At 58.8% G+C, this 19624-nt stretch carries 18 protein-coding genes; 14 read left to right on the forward strand and 4 right to left on the reverse strand.

The genetic code is table 11. The features are described from left to right. The first annotated feature begins 138 nt into the window (after nucleotides 1–138). The 3 genes from BLU24_RS10765 (at nucleotide 139) to rssC (ending at nucleotide 2836) form a co-directional block, all read left to right on the forward strand. Nucleotides 139–828, forward strand: coding sequence for an MlaA family lipoprotein (locus BLU24_RS10765; RefSeq protein WP_090284701.1), 690 nt, complete (start codon nucleotides 139–141; stop codon nucleotides 826–828). A 344-nt stretch (nucleotides 829–1172) separates the two neighbouring features. After that, complete coding sequence (gene rssB, locus BLU24_RS10770; RefSeq protein ID WP_090284699.1) at nucleotides 1173–2354, forward strand: two-component system response regulator RssB; 1182 nt, start codon at nucleotides 1173–1175, stop codon at nucleotides 2352–2354. Next, nucleotides 2354–2836 carry an anti-sigma factor antagonist RssC gene (gene rssC, locus BLU24_RS10775; protein WP_003226553.1) on the forward strand — a complete coding sequence of 161 codons (483 nt, stop codon included), beginning with the start codon at nucleotides 2354–2356 and terminating at the stop codon, nucleotides 2834–2836. The genes rssB and rssC overlap by 1 nt, the downstream gene beginning before the upstream one ends. Nucleotides 2837–3054: 218 nt before the next feature. Here the strand turns inward: rssC and tal are convergent, their stop codons facing one another. Continuing rightward, the gene (tal, locus tag BLU24_RS10780; protein WP_093099902.1) at nucleotides 3055–3981 is read right to left on the reverse strand and encodes a transaldolase; all 927 of its coding nucleotides are present in this window, start codon (nucleotides 3979–3981) and stop codon (nucleotides 3055–3057) included. A gap of 202 nt (nucleotides 3982–4183) precedes the next feature. Further along, nucleotides 4184–5140 (reverse strand): cellulase family glycosylhydrolase, encoded by a 957-nt coding sequence (locus BLU24_RS10785; RefSeq protein ID WP_093099904.1) that lies wholly within the window; start codon nucleotides 5138–5140, stop codon nucleotides 4184–4186. A 294-nt stretch (nucleotides 5141–5434) separates the two neighbouring features. Here BLU24_RS10785 and BLU24_RS10790 point away from each other — a divergent pair, with 294 nt between their 5' ends. The 8 genes from BLU24_RS10790 to BLU24_RS10825 all read left to right on the forward strand — a co-directional run bounded on the left by BLU24_RS10790 (nucleotide 5435) and on the right by BLU24_RS10825 (nucleotide 15151). Next, nucleotides 5435–5875: a low molecular weight protein-tyrosine-phosphatase gene (locus BLU24_RS10790; RefSeq protein WP_093099906.1), complete on the forward strand. Its 441-nt coding sequence runs from the start codon at nucleotides 5435–5437 to the stop codon at nucleotides 5873–5875. A gap of 39 nt (nucleotides 5876–5914) precedes the next feature. After that, nucleotides 5915–8143 carry a polysaccharide biosynthesis tyrosine autokinase gene (locus BLU24_RS10795; protein ID WP_093099908.1) on the forward strand — a complete coding sequence of 743 codons (2229 nt, stop codon included), beginning with the start codon at nucleotides 5915–5917 and terminating at the stop codon, nucleotides 8141–8143. A 40-nt stretch (nucleotides 8144–8183) separates the two neighbouring features. Next, nucleotides 8184–9266 carry a glycosyltransferase gene (locus BLU24_RS10800; RefSeq protein WP_093099910.1) on the forward strand — a complete coding sequence of 361 codons (1083 nt, stop codon included), beginning with the start codon at nucleotides 8184–8186 and terminating at the stop codon, nucleotides 9264–9266. A gap of 15 nt (nucleotides 9267–9281) precedes the next feature. After that, nucleotides 9282–10394 (forward strand): polysaccharide pyruvyl transferase family protein, encoded by a 1113-nt coding sequence (locus BLU24_RS10805; RefSeq protein ID WP_093099912.1) that lies wholly within the window; start codon nucleotides 9282–9284, stop codon nucleotides 10392–10394. Continuing rightward, nucleotides 10391–11623 (forward strand): oligosaccharide flippase family protein, encoded by a 1233-nt coding sequence (locus BLU24_RS10810; RefSeq protein WP_093099915.1) that lies wholly within the window; start codon nucleotides 10391–10393, stop codon nucleotides 11621–11623. Before BLU24_RS10805 ends, BLU24_RS10810 begins: the two co-directional genes overlap by 4 nt. Further along, nucleotides 11614–12717: a hypothetical protein gene (locus tag BLU24_RS10815; protein WP_090284683.1), complete on the forward strand. Its 1104-nt coding sequence runs from the start codon at nucleotides 11614–11616 to the stop codon at nucleotides 12715–12717. Before BLU24_RS10810 ends, BLU24_RS10815 begins: the two co-directional genes overlap by 10 nt. Nucleotides 12718–12729: 12 nt before the next feature. Beyond that, a complete protein-coding gene (locus BLU24_RS10820) occupies nucleotides 12730–13776 on the forward strand; it encodes an acyltransferase family protein (RefSeq protein WP_093099918.1) in 1047 nt (348 codons plus the stop codon). A gap of 241 nt (nucleotides 13777–14017) precedes the next feature. Beyond that, nucleotides 14018–15151: an SGNH/GDSL hydrolase family protein gene (locus BLU24_RS10825; RefSeq protein ID WP_093099921.1), complete on the forward strand. Its 1134-nt coding sequence runs from the start codon at nucleotides 14018–14020 to the stop codon at nucleotides 15149–15151. Between the two features lie 96 nt (nucleotides 15152–15247). Here the strand turns inward: BLU24_RS10825 and BLU24_RS10830 are convergent, their stop codons facing one another. Together BLU24_RS10830 and galU are read right to left on the reverse strand one after the other, a co-directional pair. Beyond that, the gene (locus tag BLU24_RS10830) at nucleotides 15248–15661 is read right to left on the reverse strand and encodes a mannose-1-phosphate guanylyltransferase (protein ID WP_090284677.1); all 414 of its coding nucleotides are present in this window, start codon (nucleotides 15659–15661) and stop codon (nucleotides 15248–15250) included. A 47-nt stretch (nucleotides 15662–15708) separates the two neighbouring features. Continuing rightward, on the reverse strand, nucleotides 15709–16542 hold the full coding sequence (gene galU, locus BLU24_RS10835) for a UTP--glucose-1-phosphate uridylyltransferase GalU (RefSeq protein ID WP_093099923.1): 834 nt from the start codon (nucleotides 16540–16542) through the stop codon (nucleotides 15709–15711). A 386-nt stretch (nucleotides 16543–16928) separates the two neighbouring features. On the opposite strand from galU, the gene galE reads away from it, so the two are divergent. The 3 genes from galE (at nucleotide 16929) to BLU24_RS10850 (ending at nucleotide 19619) form a co-directional block, all read left to right on the forward strand. Next, a complete protein-coding gene (gene galE, locus BLU24_RS10840; RefSeq protein ID WP_093099926.1) occupies nucleotides 16929–17945 on the forward strand; it encodes a UDP-glucose 4-epimerase GalE in 1017 nt (338 codons plus the stop codon). Nucleotides 17946–18176: 231 nt separating this feature from the next. Next, on the forward strand, nucleotides 18177–18413 hold the full coding sequence (locus BLU24_RS10845) for a hypothetical protein (protein ID WP_016775457.1): 237 nt from the start codon (nucleotides 18177–18179) through the stop codon (nucleotides 18411–18413). Between the two features lie 144 nt (nucleotides 18414–18557). Next, nucleotides 18558–19619, forward strand: coding sequence for a polysaccharide biosynthesis/export family protein (locus BLU24_RS10850; RefSeq protein ID WP_093099929.1), 1062 nt, complete (start codon nucleotides 18558–18560; stop codon nucleotides 19617–19619). Nucleotides 19620–19624: the final 5 nt, after the last annotated feature.

Here is a 19624-nt window from a genome sequence, read left to right on the forward strand (position 1 = left end):
AAGTGAACGACCCGCGCGGAAAGATCCTACAGACCGCTGCATCGGCCAGACTGTCCAAAGCGGCGTTTACGCTTATACTAGCGGCCTTAATGCCCGGACCCTGACGTCCGCGACGGTACAAATCCAAGGAGTTTTTCTATGCGCTTGAGCCATCCGCTCGCTCAGCTTTGTGTCTACGCCGGCCTGTCGCTGGCGCCGTTGGCCAGCCAGGCGGCCACGGAAGATGATCCTTGGGAAAGCGTCAACCGTCCGATCTTCCAGTTCAACGATTTCGTTGACACCTATGCGCTCAAGCCGCTGGCGCAGGGTTATGAATTCGTCACGCCGCAGTTCGTTGAAGACGGTATTCACAACATGTTCCGCAACGTCGGTGACGTCACCAACCTGGCCAACAACATTCTGCAGGCCAAACCGGCGGCCGCTGGCGTCGATACGGCACGTCTGATCTTCAACACCACGTTCGGTCTGCTCGGCTTCTTCGACGTCGGCACCCAGATGGGCCTGAACCGTAGCGATGAAGACTTCGGCCAGACCCTCGGCTACTGGGGCGTGGGCAGCGGTCCTTACGTGATGCTGCCGCTGATGGGCCCGAGCACCCTGCGTGATGCACCGTCGAAATACGTCGACGGCTTTACCGGCCCATACCGCTACATCGACCACGTGCCGACCCGCAACTCGATCTTTGGCCTGAACATCGTCGACACCCGTGCCAGCCTGCTATCGAGCGAGAAGCTGATCAGCGGCGACAAGTACACGTTCATCCGCAACGCCTACCTGCAGAACCGCGAGTTCAAGGTGAAGGATGGCCAGGTCGAAGACGATTTCTGATTTCGACCGAAAAACAGGAAGGCGACCTCAGGGTCGCCTTTTTTGTCTGTGGAGCAGGCTCGGCCCGGCAGGATGACCTTCCATCCGGTTACGCTTCCGGCCGTTCTTATAACTCTCGGTGCTTTGACAAACAAAGTCGTCAAGCGACCATCGGCGCACGCTTGAAACGCTCTGCGGATGGGAGTACCGTCTGCGCCTTAGAAGGGCACCTCTGTTTAAAACCGCGTGCGAAGCGAATGCTTGAAAGCGCTGCAGCAGAGAGGCTAGAAAGCGAATCCAGTAGTCTGTGCAAGGCCCGAGGCCTCGCCACCTACGCCAACCTAATTCTGGCGCCGTTTGCCCACATGCCAAAAACCAGTGCCACGCTGCTGATAATCGATGATGACGAGGTAGTGCGCGCAAGTCTCGCGGCCTATCTGGAAGACAGTGGTTTCAGCGTCCTGCAGGCCGGCAACGGTCAACAGGGTCTTCAGGTATTCGAGCAAGAAACGCCCGACCTGGTCATCTGCGATCTGCGCATGCCGCAGATGGGCGGTCTCGAACTGATTCGTCAGGTCACCGAGCGCTCGCCGCAGACGCCGGTGATCGTCGTTTCGGGTGCCGGCGTGATGAACGACGCGGTCGAGGCCCTGCGCCTGGGCGCGGCGGATTACCTGATCAAGCCTCTCGAAGATCTGGCGGTGCTCGAGCATTCCGTGCGTCGAGCCCTGGATCGTGCGCGCCTGCTGCTGGAAAACCAGCGCTACCGCGAGAAGCTGGAAAAGGCCAACCGCGAGCTTGAGGCCAGCCTCAATCTGCTCCAGGAGGACCAGAACGCCGGTCGCCAGGTGCAGATGAACATGCTGCCGGAAAGCCCGTGGAGCATTGACGAGTTTCAGTTCGCCCACCAGATCATCCCGTCGTTGTACCTTTCGGGTGATTTTGTCGATTATTTCCGCGTGGACGAACGCCGTGTCGCGTTCTATCTGGCGGACGTTTCCGGGCATGGCGCGTCTTCAGCGTTCGTCACCGTGCTGTTGAAGTTCATGACCACGCGCTTGCTGTTCGAATCCAAGCGCAACGGCACATTGCCGGAATTCAAGCCTTCGGAAGTGCTCGGTCATATCAACCGGGGGCTGATCAGTTGTAAGCTGGGTAAACACGTCACAATGGTCGGTGGAGTCATCGACGAGGAGACCGGTTTGTTGACCTATAGCATCGGCGGCCATCTGCCGTTGCCTGTGTTGTACACGCCTGACAGTGTTCGTTATCTCGAAGGCCGTGGTCTGCCGGTGGGGCTGTTCAATGAAGCCACCTACGAAGACCACGTGCTTGAGCTGCCGCCGACGTTCAGCCTGACGCTGATGTCGGATGGCATTCTGGACCTTTTGCCAGAACCGACGCTCAAAGAAAAAGAAGCCGCTTTGCCTCAACGGGTGAAGTCGGCGGGCGGCAGCCTGGATGGTCTGCGGCAAGTGTTTGGATTGGCCACGCTAGGGGAGATGCCGGATGATATCGCCCTGTTGGTGTTGAGCAGGAATCTTTAATGAGTACCGGTAGAATCCAGTTCGCCGAGCAGGACGGCACCTTCGTCCTGAAGTTCGTCGGTGAAGTTCGCCTGACCCTGTGTTCGGCGTTGGATGCGACTATTGAGAAAATCTTCACCGCGCTGAATTTCAACGCGATCGTGATCGATTTGACCGAAACCCGCAGCATCGACAGCACGACCCTTGGCCTGCTGGCCAAACTGTCGATCCTGTCGCGGCAAAAGGTCGGGCTGTTGCCGACTGTCGTCACCACTCACGAAGACATCACCCGGCTGCTGCAGTCGATGGGTTTCGAGCAGGTGTTCAACATCGTCAACCACCCGGTGCCATGCCCGGAGTGCCTGGATGACCTGCCGGATCAGGACCAGTCCGAAGAAGTGGTACGGATCAAGGTGCTCGAAGCGCACAAGATCCTCATGGGCCTGAACGATTCCAATCGGGAAGCGTTTCATGACCTGGTGAATGCCCTCGAAAGACATTGATGGTTTGAGATGAGGGGTAGGGTCTGCTGGCCCCTATCGCGAGCAGGCTCACTCCTACAGGTTCTTAATTCGACACAGATTCTGCGATAAGGCCACAGATCCCCTGTAGGAGTGAGCCTGCTCGCGATAGCTCCCTCAAGAACACTGAAATTTCCCGACAGACACAAAAAAGGGCGAACCCGTGAGGGTTCGCCCTTTTTGCATTACGCCAACTCAGTTCACAGCTTGGCCTGCAACAACGCCTCGAGTTTTTCCTGGTCGCGGGCGAACTGACGAATGCCCTCAGCCAGTTTCTCGGTGGCCATCGCGTCTTCGTTGGACAACCAGCGGAACTGCGCTTCGTTGAGGCTCAGACGCGCTTCGCCGGCATTGCCTGGCGCCAGTTTGCGCTCCAGCTTGCCGGTGTCGGCAGCCAGCTTGTCGATCAGGTCCGGGCTGATGGTCAGGCGGTCGCAACCGGCCAGTTGTTCGATCTGACTGAGGTTGCGGAAGCTCGCGCCCATGACCACGGTCTTGTAGTCATTGGCCTTGTAGTAGTTGTAGATGCGGGTGACCGACTGCACGCCCGGATCATCGGCGCCGGTGTAGTCGTTGCCGTTGGCTTTCTTGTACCAGTCGTAGATACGGCCCACGAACGGCGAAATCAGGAACACACCGGCGTCAGCGCAAGCGGCGGCCTGGGCGAAGGAGAACAGCAGGGTCAGGTTGGTCTGAATGCCTTCCTTTTCCAGCACTTCAGCAGCGCGGATGCCTTCCCAGGTCGAGGCGATCTTGATCAGTACACGGTCGCGGCCAATGCCGGCCTTGTCGTACAGCTCGATCAGGCGATGGGCGCGTTTGAGCACGGCATCCTTGTCGAACGACAAGCGCGCATCCACTTCGGTGGAGATACGGCCCGGAATGACCTTGAGGATTTCCTGGCCGACCGCAACGCCGAAGCGGTCGCTGGCGAGGCCGACATCGCCCTTGCAGTCGCTGACGCAGGCATTGAGCAGTTCGGCGTAGGCCGGAATGGCCGCCGCCTTGAGCAGCAGGGAAGGGTTGGTGGTGGCGTCGACCGGTTTGACCCGGGCGATCGCTTCGAAGTCGCCGGTGTCGGCAACCACGGTGGTGAATTGTTTGAGTTGTTCCAGCTTGGAAGTCATGGGCGTGCTCTGTCCTGTGGGTCTGGTGACATTACCCGAGCGCTGACAGCCACTCAAGGGCGGTTGCGTGTCTCGATGGCCCCTGCGGCAACAACCTGAAAACGATTGTTTGAATGGCGGGGCGTGGTACCGATGAATACGATGCCAAAACCGCGCACAGGTTCAAAGCAACCGACCTGCGAACAGATCGGTCGCCCATGACCTACTCGGCGTTGAGCTGGGTTTCCACCGACAGTCGCGCCGGTTTCGGCTGGCCGTCAGAGGTCAGCAAGCCAAAGTTCTGCTCGCGTTCGTTGCTGCCTGACGCGCTGTTGCGCCATTCGTAGATCGAGGTCAGCGGGATGTTCAGCCGTTTAACATCGGCGATGAATGCGTTGATCTTGCTGGCCTGCCCCTCGACGCCGCCGTTCGAGGCGAGCGCCGAAACTCCCCACTCACTGATCACGCCCGGCAGATTGAAATTCTGTTGAATAAACGTTTGCGCATTGCTGATCTGCGTCGCCGTCATGCCGTAAGGGTGATAGGACACCGCGTCGAGGCATTGTGGGTAGTCACTGACGATGCGGCTCAGCGCCACAGTCGACGCCGAACCGGCGCTCGGTGGCCGCGCGAAGCCGAAACCGACCACAGGGGTCAGCTGTGGCTGTGCCTGCAGGGTTTTGCACACGCCGCTCATGAACGGCACAAAGGTCGTGGCGAAATTGCGCGTCGGCCAATAGGTTTCCAGATCCGGCTCGTTCCATAGTTCGATCGCCACCAGTTGGGTGCTGTACGACTGTTGCAGGCCGTTGACGGCTTTGGCGAAGGTCTCGCCGGCGCTCGTCAGCTCGGCGGGCGTGGTGGCCGGCAGCGCCTTGATTGCACGCACGGTCAGCAGCACCGGCAGCCCGGCTGACTTGGCTGCGGCGAAGGCGTTGCTGACTTGTTGCTGATAAGTCCTGGCACTGAGGCTGTCGCTCCAGACGCCGAAGCGCACGAAGCTGAAACCGGCGGCTTTGATCTGCTCCGCGTCGGCGGCGGTGAAGCTCTGGATTTTTACCTGAACACCAATGGTCCTCGTTGGCAGGTTGGGAAACAGTTCGCTGGCCTGGGCCTGAGTGGTCGCGCCCAGCAGCATCAGGGTCAAGGCGCCGGCGCGTTGGAAATGGGTCGGTTTCATGTCTGCTCTCCCGAAGAGAAATGACAACTGCGAATTAATCATCGTATTACTGAATTTTCGAACGGGGTACTGGCACTTAGTGCACGAATGTTATTTTTTGTCGGAAAACAAACGCTCGAAAATCACAGTTATTTTTAGTCCGCTAATTGTGGTTGGGGCGCTTTTAAACGCTGTGGTACTTAATACTTCGGGACTAACAGGGCGAATCTATTTCCGAGTGCAGAAAGATCTTGAGGGTTCAATCGAATGCTCTCGGGATATTGGCCGTTTGACATTACACAGGAAAGTAAAACCTTGTTCAAAAAGATCCTCGTTGTCTGCGTGGGCAATATTTGCCGTAGTCCGACGGCAGAACTGTTGTTGCGCAATGCGCTGGGTTCCTCGGTCATCAGTGTGGCCTCCGCCGGCCTCTCGGCACGGGTTGGCGAGGGCGTCGAGGCGTCTGCGCGGCAGGTTCTCGAAGAGCACGGGCACAGCGCCGAGAGTTTCAAGGCGCGGCAACTGACTGCGGATATCGTCAATGACTCGGACCTGATCCTGGTCATGGAGAAACAGCACGTCAATCAAGTACTGAAGATTGCCTCGCACGCCCGAGGCAAAGTGTTTTTGCTTGGCAAGTGGCAGAGCGAACGCGAAATACAGGATCCGTATCGTCAAGGCAAGGCCGCTTTTATTCATGCCCACGCATTGATTGAAGACGCAGTTAGTTCATGGGCAAAGCGCCTCGGGCAATGACCCATATTCTTCAGAACAGTCAATGGTAAGAACAGACTTATGCAGTTACCGTCAGTAATCGGCACCCGTGACAATGATCAAGACAGTATTGATCTGCTCGGCATATTCGGCAGCCTGATCGATCAGAAGTGGTTGATCGGCGCATTGACCGGCGCCTTCATGGTCGCCGGCGTGGCTTATGCAGTGTTGGCCACGCCTGTGTACCTGGCGAATGCGCTGGTGCAGGTCGAGCCGAAAAAGAACGACATGCTCGGTTTCTCCGACCTCAACAGCATGCTCGGCGGGCAATCGCCGTCGGTGACCGAAATCGGCATCATCAAATCCCGCGCGGTGATCGGCAAAACGGTCGACGACCTGCGTCTGGACATCGACGTCACGCCGAAAACCTTCCCGATGATTGGCGGTTTTCTCGCCCGCCGTTATCGCGGCGAAACCGAGTCCAGCGTCGCCGCGCCGCGCTTCGGCCTGAACAGTTACGCCTGGGGTGGCGAGCGTCTGGAATTCGCCCGGCTCAATCTGCCCAAGGAATTGCTCGGCAAGAAACTCACGCTGGTTGCCGGCGAGCAGCAACGCTTCCAGCTGTTCGATGACAACGACAACCTGCTGGTCGAAGGTCGCGCTGGCGAAGCGTTCGCTCAGGACGACGTCGAAGGCCTGATCACGCAGTTGTCGGCCAATCCCGGTACGAACTTCGAAGTGGTGCGCAATCCGCGGATCGTCACCATTCAGGGCTATCAGGACGCGCTGGATATTTCCGAGCAGGGCAAGGAGTCGGGGATCATCCGTCTGGCACTGGCCAGTTCTGACGCGGCGGAAGCGGTGAAGATCCTCAACAAGATCGCCGCGCTGTACGTCGAGCAGAATGTGCGGAGGACTTCGGCGGAAGCGGCGCAGAGTCTGGCGTTTCTGCAGAGTCAGTTGCCGCAGGTCAAGCGTGATCTGGCCAAGGCCAGCGATGCGCTGAACGCCTATCAAACCCACGGCAAGACCGTGAACATCTCGCTGGAAACCCAGTCGGTGCTGGGCCAGTCGGTGGCGCTGGAAACGCGCATCTCCGAGTTGAAAATGCAGCAGGCGGAGCTGGACCGCAAATTCACCAAACAGCATCCGGCCTATCGCGCCTTGATGAGCCAGATCGGTGAGTTGACCCAGCAACAGAAGTCGCTGGAAGGCAAAGTCCAGGACTTGCCGGCGACGCAGCAAGAACTGCTCAACCTGACCCGCGACGTCGAAGTGGCCTCGCAGATCTACACGCAACTGCTGAACAAATCCCAGGAACTGGACATCGTCCGCGCCGGTGCGGTGGGCAACGTGCGCCTGGTCGACACCGCCGATGTCGACCTGACCAGCCCGGTCAAACCGAAGAAGCCGCTGATCGTGCTGATCGCCACGTTCCTTGGTGCCTTTGTCGGCGTGGCGCTGGTGCTGCTGCGCAAATCCCTCAGCCGAGGGCTGGAAGGTCCGGAGGCCATCGAACAACTGGGTTTGCCGGTGTACGCGTCGATTCCCTACAGCGCGCTGCAAGAGGAAGAAGACGGCAGAAAAGGGCGCGCCCGCGACGGCGTCGACAAGCCGGCGTACCTGCTGGCGTTGCGCAATCCGACCGACCTGTCGATCGAGTCGATTCGCAGCCTGCGCACCTGCCTGCACTTCGCCGGGCTCGATTCGACCAACAACCGCATCATGATTTCCGGGCCGAGCCCGCAGGTCGGCAAGACCTTCGTCTCGTCCAACCTCGCGGCAGTCATGGCGTTGAGCGGCCAGCGCGTGGTGCTGATCGACGCCGACATGCGCAAAGGGCATCTGCACAAAACCCTCAACACGCCGATCACCAACGGCTTGTCCGACCTGCTGGTCAAGCGCTGCAGCATCGATGAGGCGATCCACACCGTCGAAGTCGACAACCTGCATTTCATCAGTCGCGGCCAAGTGCCGCCGAATCCTTCCGAGCTGCTGATGCACGCGAATTTCCGCGACCTGCTGGCCGAGCTCAGCGAGCGCTATGACCTGGTGATCATCGACACGCCGCCGCTGCTGGCGGTTACCGATGCGGCGATTGTCGGCCGTGAAGCCGGGATCAGCCTGATCGTCACGCGCTTCGGGGTGAACCCGGCGAAGGAAATCGAACTGACCATCCGCCGTTTTGCGCAGAACGGCATCGAGCTCAAAGGTGCGGTGTTCAACGGCGTCGAGAAGCGTGCCGCCAGCTACTACGGCAACGGTGGCTACGGCTATTACAACTACGAATACGCGTCCGACAAATCCTGAAATCTGGCGATTGTCCTTTCCTGTTTGAAGTGGGTGAGTTGTGAAGAAAATACTGCACGTGGCAGAGACGATCAAAGGTGGCGTCGCGACGGTGATCCGCACGATTTCGGCTTCCCCCGAAGGCGACGCGGCAAACTACGAGCTGGTGTATCTGGTCCCCAAGGATCAGGAAAAAGAACTGCACGGCATCGCGCCGCCGCAGATTCGCACCTTCGCCCGCACCGGCCGCAATGTGCCGTCGCTGTTGCGTTTCGCCTGGCGGCTGAGCCAAGTGCTGATCAAGGAAAAACCCGATGTGGTGCATCTGCACAGCACGTTTTCCGGAGTGATCGGGCGCTGTGTCTGCGTGCTGTTGCGACCGTGGCGCAAGCCGCAGATCGTCTATTGCCCGCACGCGTTTTCGTTCCTGATGGAAAGCTCGCCGACCAAGCAGAAGGTCTATGCGTGGATCGAGCGGGTGCTGCAAAAAGTCACCGATGTGATCATCTGCGTCAGCCAGTACGAGCTCGACAAAGCCGCGCGGTTCGGCATCGAGCGCAAGCGCATGAAACTGATCTACAACGGCATCCACCACAAGGATGACGCGCCGAAAGCTGCGGGAACCGAGCCGATTCATCTGCTGTTCGTCGGCCGTCTCGATTATCAAAAAGGCTTCGACGTGCTGCTCAAGGCCTTCGCCAAAGTCCAGCGCAAGGACCTCAAACTGACGGTGGTCGGCAGTGCGGTGAACGAGGATTCGGTGGATTGCCCGCCGATGGACTCGGTCGAATACCTGCCGTGGGTAACGCCCAGTGAAGTGCAGGCGCTGTATCAGAAAGCCGATGCGCTGATCGTGCCCAGTCGCTGGGAAGGTTTCGCCATGGTGCCGCTGGAAGGCATGGCCATGGGTTTGCCGGTGATTGCCAGCAACTGCACCTCGCTGCCGGAACTGGTTACCAACGAAGTGTCCGGCTACGTCTTCCCCAGCGGCGACCACCAGGCACTCGCCGATGTGCTGACGATCATCCAGAAACCGCGCCTGCTCGACCTCGGCAACGAAGGCCGGAGCATTGTCCGCGAGCGTTTCAGCGCCGCATTGATGATTCGCCAGACCTACGACCTGTATCGCGCTCCCACTTATTAAGTAGAACTCACGCTTATGAACGTAACGATTTTGCACGGCTACAGCGCCTCCAACTCCGGTGACGGTTTGCTGGTCGACCTGGCAATCGCGCTGGTGCAGCGCAACTTTGGTGAAGACACCGCGATCAGCGTCGTCGCTTCCGACCCGGACTCCTTCAACTACTTGCCGCACCCGCGCTTCGACGCGCCGGTGATGGCGGCCAAAGGGCTGGGCCGGGTCAAGCAGGCGGTGTTCCTCAACCAGTCCTACGCTGGGCTCGCGGACCTGTTGAAAAAGACCGACCTGATCGTCGGCGTCGGTGGCGGATACATGCGCTCGAAAAGCGCCTTCGAACACATCAAGTTGAAGATCGGCCACGCCAAGCAACTGGAAACCGCGATCCTCAGCAAGGTGCCGTCGGTGTACCTGCCGCAGAGCATCGGCCCGTTCCACGGCGAAAGCAGCAAGATCGTCGAGCACTACGCCAGCGCCGACGCGGTGTTCGTCCGCGACAATCGCTCTTCGGCGATTTTCGATGCCTGCGAAAACGTCTACCGCGCGCCGGATCTGGCGGTGCAGTCACTGGCCAGCAAGATTCTTCAGCAGCCCAAGTTCACCCGCTGCGCCGCGTCGCCGGCGACCGTGTGCGTGGTGCTGCGCAAGCCGCCGGAGTGGAGCAAAGAAAAGAAAGTCGCTTACGTCGCCAATCTGAAATTGCTCCTGCAACGCCTGAAGAACAAAAGCAAAGTGGTCTGCGCCGTGCAAAGCGCGGTGCGCGGCAACGATGACGGCGCGTTCTATCGCGAACTGGGCATCACTGAAGACCTGCTGTCGCTGAAAGCCACAATCGCCAAATACCAACCGGACCTGGTGATTTCCGTACGTCTGCACGGCGCCATCGAATCGCTGCTGTCCGGCGTGCCGGCCTACCACATCAGCTACGAGCGCAAAGGCTTTGGCGCCTATCAGGACATGGGTGTCGAAGACTGGGTGATCAATGGCGGCGACATCGACGTCGACACCATCATCAACACGGTGTACGCGCCGAATGCCTTGGCGGATTTCGGCAAACGCCTGACCGACACCTGCCGCGAGATCGAGGCAAAAACCGTGGCCATGGACGAGATCATCAAGGGTGTCGTTCGATGATATTTCGCCTGTTGCTTCGCGGCGGGGCATTGGGCGCGAAGTTTCTGCTGGTGCTCGCGATCACCCATTACCTGGGCTATGAGGCGCTGGGTTTTTACGGCGTGGTAGTGGCGGCGTCGCTGATTGCGTCGAAGTTCTACAGCGTCGGGTTCAGTTCCGAGATCAATCGCTTGATCAGTGTGGGCGGCAGTTCGCGTCGGGTGGTCGATAAAGTCCTGCTGTTGTATCTGGCAGTAGGGCTGCTGTTGTCGGTGGTCACGGTGCTGATTTATTCGTTGTTCCAGCAGGTCGAAGCGACCGCTGCGCTGGTGCTGTGCGTGACGTTGGTACTGCTCACCGAACACCTGTCGTTCGAGATCAACTCCTTTGTCTTTTCTGCACAGAAAGCCACCGCCGGGGCCTTGCTGTTTTTCATCAAGACCGGTCTGTGGGCGGTGTTGGCCGTGGCCGGGATGATGCTCGGCTGGGTGGCAGGCATTGCCAGCGTGTTGTGGCTGTGGGTCGCCGCCAACGTGCTGGTAATTATCGCCGGTTACCTGATCGTGGCGCGGGTACACAAGGGACGGGAAGCGGCGGTGCTGGACACCGCCACCGTGTGGAAGGCCGGGCTGCCGTTCTACCTCGGCACCGGTTTGATCGCGCTGAGTCAGTACGCCGAACGCTTTCTGATCATCGATCTGGAGCCCTACGCCAGCCTCGGTAAATACGTGTACGCATGGTCGGCGGCAAACACCTTGCAGGCGTTGTCGTATGCGGTGGTGGCGGTGGTCGGGATTCCGGTATTGGCCAAGCGGTTTCAGGCCGATCAGCAGGCGTTCACGGTCAAGCAACTGTTCGTGAACAAATGGGTGATGCGCTCGCTGCTGGTCTCCGCCGTTGTTGCCGTGGCGATCTACGTGTTTTTCAATCTGGTGCTCGATTACGTCGCCACCAGCGTGCCGCGTCCGGATAACGCCATCCTCGGTGTGCTGATTTTTTCCTTTGCGCTGCGGGCCATTGGCGACATCGTCTGGGGCGGTTTGATTGCTTCGAAAAACAGCCGTGTGTCGCTGGCCAGCGCGGCGGTCTGCCTGCTGATTTCGGTACCGGTCAGCTACGTGCTGATCAAGCATTACTCGATCTACGGCGCGGCGTGGGGCAACGTTTTCGCCGTCGTTGTGCAACTCGCAGTGATTGCGCTGTTGACCCGCGTCACTGCGGCAAAGAAGGCTGCGTTGTCATGGGCCTGAAGTTGCCGTGCATCGAGTTTCGCGGCAAGCGACTCGATTCTTCGATTTCGTTTTTGATCCTGTTTACCGGGTTGTTTTTGTCGGTGGCGATGCCGCTGTTGGTCCCGCGTGATCCCGGCCCGGATGCGATGACCTTGTGGTCGTCCTACGCGCGCGCCGACAACTGCAATTTCTGGAACCCGTTCTCGCCCGATCGCTCGTCCTACGAGTGCTCGGCGTTCCTGCTGCGGCCCACCGGGATCAACCTGACCAACGCCTGGGCCTACGGCATGTTCTGCAATTTCTTCCTCACGGCGATTCCGGTCGTGGTGTTCCGGCGCATGCCGCTGACGATCTTCGGCACCTTGTGTCTGTGGGGCATCGTCCGTTCGTTTTTCCTCGAAAACCTGACCAAGGAAATCATCGTCTCGGTGGCGGTGTTGAGCATTCTGCTCAGCTCGTTGACACGCAAATATCGCGGCGGTTTTTTCTTGTCGGCGGTGATCTACGGCGTGCTGATCCGACCGTACTGGATTCTGTTTTCGCTGTCGTGGGTCGGCGTTTGCGTGATGAAAAAATACGTGTCGCGCACGACGTTCTTCCTGATGTTGTTCCTGTTTTACCTCGCGGTGGCCATGTCGATTCAGATCGCCCTGGGTTTTCCGGTGTCGTCGATTCGCGCCAGCAACAACGAACTGCGCACGGCAGGGGAGGAGGGCTCGAAGTCGTTGATCGTTTCGTGGCTCAGCGGCAGTGATTTCGTCTCGCAGGCGCTGGACTCGATGATCATTTTCTTCCGGCTGTCGTTCCCGGTGGAGCTGATTCTGCTGTCCGGGCCGGGTCAGGTGATCTTCGTTGCGCTGATGATCATGACTGCGTTGCTGCTGTTCAAAGTCATCACCTCGACCGATTACAAGGGCGCGCCGATCCAGACCAAACCCAAGGAACTGATCGCGATCCCGCTGGCGTTCCTGCTGGTGCAAGGCTTGTTCGAGCCGGACTTTGGTTCCTTTGCCCGGCATTTTTCGATGGTGGTGCCGGTGTTGTTCGTTGGCCTCGGCTTGATGCTGCGGGCGAACAAACCGGTGCAGGTTGAATCCAGAATTCTGAATTGAGGCAGGTGCTGTATGTCGAGCAAGAAAAAGTCCCTGGAGATCGAAACCCTGCGTGGCCTGGCATGCCTGCTGCTGGTGCTGTACCACGTCATCGGGCCGCTGGGCGGCGGGTTGAAGATCGATATCGGCTCGCCGTTCCGGGTTATCGCCGACTCGATGGTGTACGTGCGCATGCCGCTGTTCACCTTCATCTCGGGGTACATCTATTCGATCTACAAGATCCGTGGCAATGACTTCGGTGCGTTTTTCAGCGGCAAGGTGCGCCGCCTGATCGTGCCGCTGTTTTGCGTCGGCGTGCCGTTCTCGGTGCTGCAAGCGGTGGGGCCGGGGGTGAACAAGGATGTCGGCGTGATCGACGCATTGCTGTCGTTCTGGGTGCCGATCAACCACTTCTGGTTTCTGCAGGCGGTGTTCATCATTTTCATCTTCGTCGGCCTCCTGGAGTGGCGCGGCCTGCTGCGTTCGGCGACGCGCCTGTACGGCCTGTTTGCCTTCGCCGCGCTGTTGTTTCTGCTGCCACCGCTGCCGCTCGATGCATTCGGCATCAACGGCGCGATTTATCTCCTGCCGTTTTTTGTCGCAGGGATGATCGGCCAGGAAAATGTCGAGGTGTTGAAACAGCGCTTCAAGGTGATCGGGCCGCTGCTGTTTGTGCTGATCTCGTTGACGCTGCTGTACGTCGCGGCGATTGATCGCGAGTTGATCGTTGATCGGCGCAGCCTGATCGGCCTGGCGGTGGGGTGTGTGTCGTGCATCGCATTGTTGTCCAGCGACATGCGTTCGAAAGCGCTGACCTGGCTCGGTGGCTATTCCTATGCGATTTTTCTGTTTCATGTGCTGTTCGCGGCGACGTCGCGGTTTGTGCTGGGGCGCCTCGGGGTTAAGGATGAGAGCCTGCTGGTGCTGGGTGGCTTGAGTGTCGGCTTGCTCGGGCCGGTGGTGTTGGCGATGATTTTCAGCCGGTTCAATTTCACCTCGGTGTTGTTCCTCGGTGAAAAGGCGAGCAGGAAGAAACCGGCGGCGGTCATCGCCCCCGTGGTGCAAACCCAGAGCAGCTAAAAGCTTCGCGAGCTGGCTCGCTCACACAATGGATTAGTGCACGACACAGAGCCCTTGTGGGAGCTGGCTTGCCAGCGATAGCGACCTGTCAGACAAAGATTTACTAACTGACCCACCGCCATCGCTGGCAAGCCAGCTCCCACAGGTTTCATGAAATGAATACATGTTGTGGATGACTCAGAACCTCTGTGAGAGCGAGCTTGCTCGCGAAGGGCCCATTCCAGAATGAAGGAAATTTTGCATGGTGGCAGTTGATAACGCCCAACCCGTGTCTGCATCGGTGGTTCAGATAGGCGACGCTCGCGAGCGCTTTGCCCAGTGGCGCGAGGGCAAGGCTGGCAAGGTGTTGTCGGTCTCGGTGATCGGCGACAGCTACACCGCCGGGCAGGATTTCTATTTGAACAAACTGGTGCAACGGGTGGCCGGTGAAACCGGTTTTGCCGGGCCGGGTTATGTCGGTTTCAACCACGGCGCGGCACTCGGCGGTACGCACTTCAAATACACCCGCAGCAGCGATAAATACTTCGGTGGCGGCTGGAAAGTCTCCGAACTGGGCCAGTCCAGTCCCGACAGCCGCACCGTGACCGGTCGCGCCGGCGCGTGGCTGCAGGTGGATGCCAACCCTACGCCGCGCATCGATACGGCAGTGACTCAGGCGAAGCTGTTGTACCTGGGCAATGGCGAAGCCAGTGAACTGCGTTATCGCTGGTCGCCGGCGCAAGACTGGCAACCGTTGAAACTTGCCGGTTCGGGCGTGCAGGAAGTGCCGCTTGCCGGCCTGTCCACCGCAAAAGACTGGTCGTTCAGGCTCGAAGTGCAGAAAGGCGCGCCGACTTTGTTCGGCCTGTGGATGCGCAACGATCAGCCCGGCATTCGCGTGTCGAAACTGGCGGCCTCAGGTGCGGCTTCGGCGGATTTTTATCACGCCGACCCACAATGGCAGGCGCAGTGGAAAGCGGTGGTGGCGAAAATCCCCGCCGACGTTTATCTGATCATGCTCGGCGGCAACGACCAGGGTTTCGGCGTGAAGCCGGAGCAGTATCTGCATAACGTGCAAGGTCTGGTCGGCATGCTACGTGAGATTCAACCGGCGGCGAGCATCAACCTGGTCATGCGCCAGGACACCACACGTTCCAGCGCTTATCCGATGGCGGCGTATGCGCAGGTGCTCGAGCCTTGGGCGCGTGAGCAGCACTTGGGGTTCGCCAACCTGCAATGCGCGTTCGGCCCCGACGTCAAACGCTACGCCGCGGCGATGATCGGCCCGGACAAGATTCATCCGCTGCCGGCCACGGGCGGGAAGGTGATTGCCGATTATTTCTACGGCTGGATCATGGGAGGCAAGACTGACTGCAACGCTGCTGCGAAGAACTGAGTGTGGGAGCGGGCCTGCTCGCGAAGGCGTCGTGTCAGGCACTGCATGTGCTGAAGCTGCCGACGCTTTCGCGAGCAGGCTCGCTCCCACAAAGGGTCAGGGGTACTGCTTGAAGGAATCGATAAGCCCCAGCAATTCGGTGAGCTTCTGCGGCATCAACCGCGCATCACAACGGGTTTCCACGTTGATGATGATCGCCGGGTCGTTGCAGCAGATCCGCACGCGAAAGCGCCAGTCACTGAAAATCACTTTCAGGCCATCGCGGTCATCCATTTCCAGCGCCTGCTCGCCATACAGCGTTTTCAGATGCGCGAGCAGGGGATAGGGATCGCGCATTGGCCGGCGAATATCGCCGGACGCCGGAAACACGCCGATCCGCTCCACCAGCAGAATCGTGCCCAGCCAGGTTTCGTTGGCGCTGGGCAACGGCTGATGGCGCGACAGCCAGCTCATCATTCCAAGGTTGTCCACCTCACGTTCAATCTCTGCTGAATAGTGTGCAATGTTCATGGTTGCCTGCCTGAAATAATGAGTGAATCCGCAATGCTTGAGCCGTCTCAGCGACCTTTGAGGTAAACGTTTTCGTAGCAGAAGTTGGTCGCCTGCAAGTAACCCTCGGCGTCACCACAGTCGAAGCGCAGGCCTTTGAATTTGTAGGCCAGCACGCAGCCGTTCTGCGCCTGTTTCATCAGCGCGTCGGTGATCTGGATTTCACCGCCCTTGCCCGGTTGGGTGTCGGCGATCAGGTCGAATATGTCCGGCGTCAGGATGTAGCGACCAATGATCGCCAGGTTCGACGGCGCGTCTTGCGGTGCCGGTTTTTCCACCATGTTATTGACGCGGTAAATACCTTCGGAAATCAGCTCACCGGCGATCACACCGTACTTGTGAGTCTGGTCGACCGGGACTTCCTGGATGGCGACGATCGAGCAACGGAATTTCTTGTACAACTGGATCATCTGCGACAGCACGCCGTCGCCTTCCAGGTTCAGGCACAGGTCATCGGCCAGCACCACGGCAAACGGCTCGTCGCCAATCAACGGGCGGCCGCTGAGGATCGCGTGGCCGAGGCCTTTCATTTCCACCTGACGGGTGTAGGAGAAGGTGCAGGTGTCGATCAGTTCGCGGGTGCCGGCGAGGAATTTCTCTTTTTCAGTGCCGCGAATCTGGTGCTCGAGTTCGTAGCTGATATCGAAATGGTCTTCCAGCGCACGCTTGCCACGACCGGTGACGATGGCCATGTGTTGCAGCCCGGCGTCCCGCGCTTCCTCAACGGCATATTCGATCAACGGCTTGTTGACGATCGGCAGCATTTCTTTCGGCATGGCTTTGGTGGCCGGCAGAAAACGCGTGCCATAACCGGCAGCGGGGAACAAACATTTACGAATCATAAAAGTATCCTGGACAGTCATGGAACACAGGCGACGGTTGCGCACCGGAACAGGTGGCAAGTTTCAATAAGGATTGAAGGCTTACTTTAATACCTGAGTCAGGTTATTCATTGCAATTGATCAGGCAGCTAAAAGCCGACAATGTTAGAGGATGTCGGTAAGTGCCTTGTTAGTTATTTTTAGTCGGTATCTGTTGATAGTGATGAGTGCGCCGGGAGTGCTAATAAGTAACGGCAATACAGTGTGACCTGCAAAAATATTTATTGCCAGTCATTGAACTGAATTTGTTTTCGGTTGTTGTCGCCTTGTTTGTGTCGACTGTGACACAGGTTCGATACGCAAGGCTTGACACGTTACTTGTCACTATCCAAAAGACGGACCGCGCTATGAAGATTCTGGTAACGGGTGGCGCCGGCTATATCGGCTCGCATACCACACTTGCATTGCTTGAAGCAGGTTATGAAGTTGTGGTGCTGGATAATCTTTGCAACAGCAGCGATGCGGCACTTCACGCCGTGGAAGCGATTTGCGGCAAGAGTGCCTGGATGATTCGCGGCGATGTCTGCGACCGCGCGTTGCTCGACCGGATCTTCCGTGAGCATCAGATCGAAGCGGTGCTGCATTTCGCCGGGCTGAAAGCGGTGGGCGAAAGCGTGCGCAAGCCGCTGGAATACTACGAAACCAACGTCGGCGGCAGCGTTACGCTGTGTCAGGCGATGGCGGCGGCGGGGGTGTTCCGGCTAGTGTTCAGTTCTTCGGCCACGGTGTATGGCGAGCCTGAACAGATGCCGATCAGCGAGGAATTTCCGACCGGCACGCCGACCAATCCCTACGGCCAGTCGAAGCTGATCGTGGAAAACGTATTGCGCGATCTGAGCCGGGCCGAGCCGCGCTGGAGCATCGCCTTGCTGCGCTACTTCAACCCGATCGGCGCGCACCAGAGCGGCCACATGGGCGAAGACCCCAACGGCATTCCCAACAATCTGGTGCCGTACATCAGCCAGGTCGCGGTCGGCAGCCTGCAAGAACTGTCGATCTTCGGTAACGACTACCCCACGGTCGACGGCACCGGGGTGCGCGATTATATCCACGTGGTCGATCTCGCGGATGGGCATCTGAAGGCGTTGCAATCGATCGGCGAGCGCACAGGCATTCACACCTGGAACCTCGGCACCGGCGATGGCTACAGCGTGCTGCAAGTGTTGCAGGCGTTCGAACAGGCCTGTGGACGGCCGGTGCCGTATCGGATGATGCCGCGTCGCGCCGGTGACATTGCCGAGAGTTTTGCCGATGCTTCGAAAGCAGCGAAAGAACTTGGCTGGAAAGCCACACGCAACTTGCAGGACATGGTCGCCGACACCTGGCGCTGGCAATCCAATCATCCGAATGGATACTCGCGATGATGGCCAATTAGTCCAATGTTATTTTCAGTCAGGTTGTTAGATAACGTCGGGAAATTACACTGGCAATGCCTTTTGCAAGTCCGTAGATATAAGCCTGCCGTTCGACTTTTATCAGTTGCGTCTGACTGTGAAAGAACAACGGATCTTGTTCGCGCTTTTTGCGGACTTGAACTCTACCACCGCTAACACAGGCCGGTTTTTTAACAGGTCGAATGTTAGAAAGGAGTTGATATGAAAAAAGTGATGGCAGTTGCCCTGTTGACGATGTTGAGCAACTGGGCTGCCGCCGCTGAAGCGCCGTTGACAGCGGTAACCAATGTAGGTGGCAGTGTGGCGGCTTCTCAAGCGCCCGCAGCCAGTACTGCAATGGTTGCCAGTGCTGTAGCGGCGTCCAACAGCGGTGGCAGTGCCAACGGCGGTACCACCGGTACGACGGGTACCACCGGTACAACCGGCACGCATAACTAACAGGAAGTTCTGTTAGTGCAGTACAGGGTCGCCCGACGCAAGTCGGGTGACTTTGTTTTTGGATTCGCCCTTGAATAGCGTAGTGCCATTATGACTCGTAGTGTTTATCTTTTAATGTTGGCAAGTCTCGCTCTGCAAGGTTGCATGTTTTCCCCCGGTCAATACCTCAGCACCAGCGACATCACCCGCCAGGGCGCGAGTGAAAGCAGCCGGGTCGAGCTGATTCCGATCACGCCGAAGCTGATCGCCATGAACCGCGCGACGCAAAAGCACGAATCGCTGCCGGCGGAGTTGTTGGCGACCCCCGCCGAGTACCGCATCGGTAACAACGACGTGTTGTATATCACCGTGTGGGATCACCCGGAGCTGACGGCCCCGTCCGGCGCGCAGCAACAGATCGATGCCAACGGCCGTCTGGTGCGCTCCGATGGCACGCTGTATTACCCGTTCATCAAGGAAGTGCAGGCCGCCGGCCGCACCATCCAGCAACTGCGCGCGGACATCGAGCAGCGTTTGTCGGCGTTCATCGCCGAGCCGCAGGTCGACGTCGCGGTGTTGCGTTTTGCCAGCCAGAAAGTCGTGGTCACCGGTGCGGTCACCAAGGCTGGCCCGCAAGCGATTTCCACTAACCCGCTGAGCGTGGTCGAAGCCCTCGGCTCGGCCGGTATCGACACCAACAACGCCGATCTGTCCGGGCTGTTGCTGACGCGCAACGGGCGCACTTATCCGCTCAATCTCGACGCGCTCAATCAGCAGGATTCCGAGTTGCAGAACGTCTTCCTCAAGGGCGGCGACCAGTTGTATCTGCCGTACAACGACAACAAGCGCATCTACGTGATGGGCGAGGTCAACCAGCCGCGCGCGTTGAGCTTCAAGACGGCGACGATGAACCTCTCCGATGTGCTCGGTTCAGTCGGTGGCCTCAGCCAGACCAGCTCCAACGGCAACGCGGTGTACGTCATTCGTGGCGTGGAAAATCTCGATGTCGAGCCGGCGAAGATCTACCAACTGGAAGCCGAATCACCGACCGCCATGGCGCTGGCCTCGCATTTCCAGGTGCGCCCGCAGGACGTGGTCTACGTCGGCCCGGCCAATGTCACGCGCTGGAACCGCTTCATCAGCCAGTTGGTGCCGTCGGCATCGATTGTCGGCACCGGGGCTTCCGCGGCGAAGAACTGGAGCGAATACAGTAACAACAGCAAATAAGGTCG

This window comes from Pseudomonas sp. Z003-0.4C(8344-21) (assembly GCF_900104975.1).
In the GTDB taxonomy this organism is placed as follows: Bacteria; Pseudomonadota; Gammaproteobacteria; order Pseudomonadales; family Pseudomonadaceae; genus Aquipseudomonas; species Aquipseudomonas granadensis.